This is a genomic window from Streptomyces sp. NPDC004561, assembly GCF_053602155.1.
Window position 1 is genome coordinate 1 of sequence record NZ_JBSGDB010000862.1, and the last position, 1,771, is coordinate 1,771.

2 protein-coding genes are annotated in these 1,771 nt (G+C 67.8%); one reads left to right on the plus strand and one right to left on the minus strand.

From position 1 onward, the window contains the following. The coding region (locus tag ACWEN3_RS46180; RefSeq protein ID WP_452984390.1) for a TetR/AcrR family transcriptional regulator at positions 1 to 185 on the minus strand (185 nt) is incomplete at its 3' end. A gap of 147 nt (positions 186 to 332) precedes the next feature. Between ACWEN3_RS46180 and ACWEN3_RS46185 the strand changes: the two genes are divergently transcribed. After that, on the plus strand, positions 333 to 1,421 hold the full coding sequence (locus tag ACWEN3_RS46185) for an aldo/keto reductase (protein WP_452984392.1): 1,089 nt from the start codon (positions 333 to 335) through the stop codon (positions 1,419 to 1,421). Positions 1,422 to 1,771: the final 350 nt, after the last annotated feature.

Here is a 1,771-nt window from a genome sequence, read left to right on the forward strand (position 1 = left end):
TCGCGGTCCGGGAAGTGGCGGTAGGGCGAGGCCGAGCTGACTCCGAGGCGGCGCGCGAGCTTGGCGACGGAGAACCCGGCGAGGCCGTCCGCCGCCAGCAGGGCCATCGCCTCCTGCACCAGCGCCGCGCGCAGATCGCCGTGATGGTAGGGCCGAGCGCCCGCGGCCGAGTCCCTCGTCACCATTCGCCTCCCTGGTTTGACTCCATGCTAGCGCCCTCTTACATTGATGCGAGAGCCTACTTACATTGGGTGCCGGGACTCGGTTCCGCCATCGACGGCGATGTCGCCGCACCTTCTCCTGACACCTCGTACTGACGGGAACATCCATCCATGTCCTTGGACTCGTACACCACTCTCGGGAACTCGGGCCTGCGGGTCAGCCCCTTCTCCCTCGGCACCATGACCTTCGGCGAGGACTGGGGATGGGGGACGAGCGTCGCCGACGCGGAGGCCATCCTCGCCCGCTACATCGAGGAGGGCGGCAACTTCGTCGACACCGCCAACGTGTACACGTACGGCCACTCCGAGAAGATCATCGGTGACTACGTCGCCGGCCGGAGCGGGCTGCGTGACCGCCTGGTGCTCGCCACCAAGTTCTTCTGCAACCTGTATCGCAACGACCCGAACGGCGGCGGCGCGAGCCGCAAGGCGATCATCGCCCAGGCCGAGCAGTCCCTGCGCCGCATGAACACCGACTACATCGACCTGTACTGGCTGCACAACTTCGACGCGTTCACGCCGATCGAGGAGACCATGCGGGCCCTCGACGACCTCGTCACCGCCGGCAAGGTCCGCTACATCGGCTTCTCCGACACCCCGGCCTGGGCGACCGCCCAAGCGCACACCATCGCCCAGTTCCGCGGCTGGGCCCCGCTCGTCGCCCTGCAGCTCAACTACTCGCTCCTGGAGCGCACCGTCGAGGGCGAACTCATGCCGATGGCCCGGCAGCTCGGCATGGGTGTCACCCCGTGGAGCCCGCTGGCCGGCGGTGCCCTGTCCGGCAAGTACACCCGGCAGGACGTCGGCAAGACCGACGCCGACCGCGGCTGGATGGTGTCCGGCTACCTGGCCGACAAGACCTTCGACATCGTGGACGAACTGCGCAAGATCGCGGCCGAGCTGAACACCACGCCCGCCGCCGTGGCGCTGGCCTGGGTGCAGGGACGCCCCGGGGTCACCTCGACGATCATCGGCGCACGCCGGCTCTCGCAGCTCGAGGACAACCTGAAGGCCCTCGATCTGCAGCTGGCGCCCGAGCACATCGCCGCGCTCGACAGCCTCTCCACGCCCACGCTCAACTTCCCCGCCCACATCAACGGTCAGTCGGCGGCGAACCTCGCACACGCCGGCGCCACCGTGAACGGCCAGCCGACGGAGCCGATCTACTTCGCCCCGGAGACCGACGCCCAGCGCTACTGAACACTTGCGCAGTGCTCCACCCTTCAGGTTGGAGGTTTAGGGCATCCTGCCCGTAGCGGCCCGGAGGGGCACAGCACCATGGCAGGATCGCTTTGTCCGACAACGTAGTTGTCGGACCTACCGCCGGATGGGCGGGAAGTCAGGCCTGCGGAGGCCGTGTAAGACCGACCTTCACCGGTCGGCAGTGGCCTGTGAAACAGGAACCCGAGGTGGTACCGCGTTGCGGTACGGACCGGAATCTCCTGCCCTCGGGCAGGAGAGGGCGTCAATGAGCCCGGTGCCGCACGGAGCGGCGCCATCGATCACCTCGAGCGTCAACTCGCGTACGTTCGTACGGTCCTTGACGGTGA

Excerpts from the sequence above, each read along its gene's own strand:
- ACWEN3_RS46185 (WP_452984392.1), top strand. The coding sequence starts at position 333 with ATGTCCTTGGACTCGTACACCACTCTCGGGAACTCGGGCCTGCGGGTC.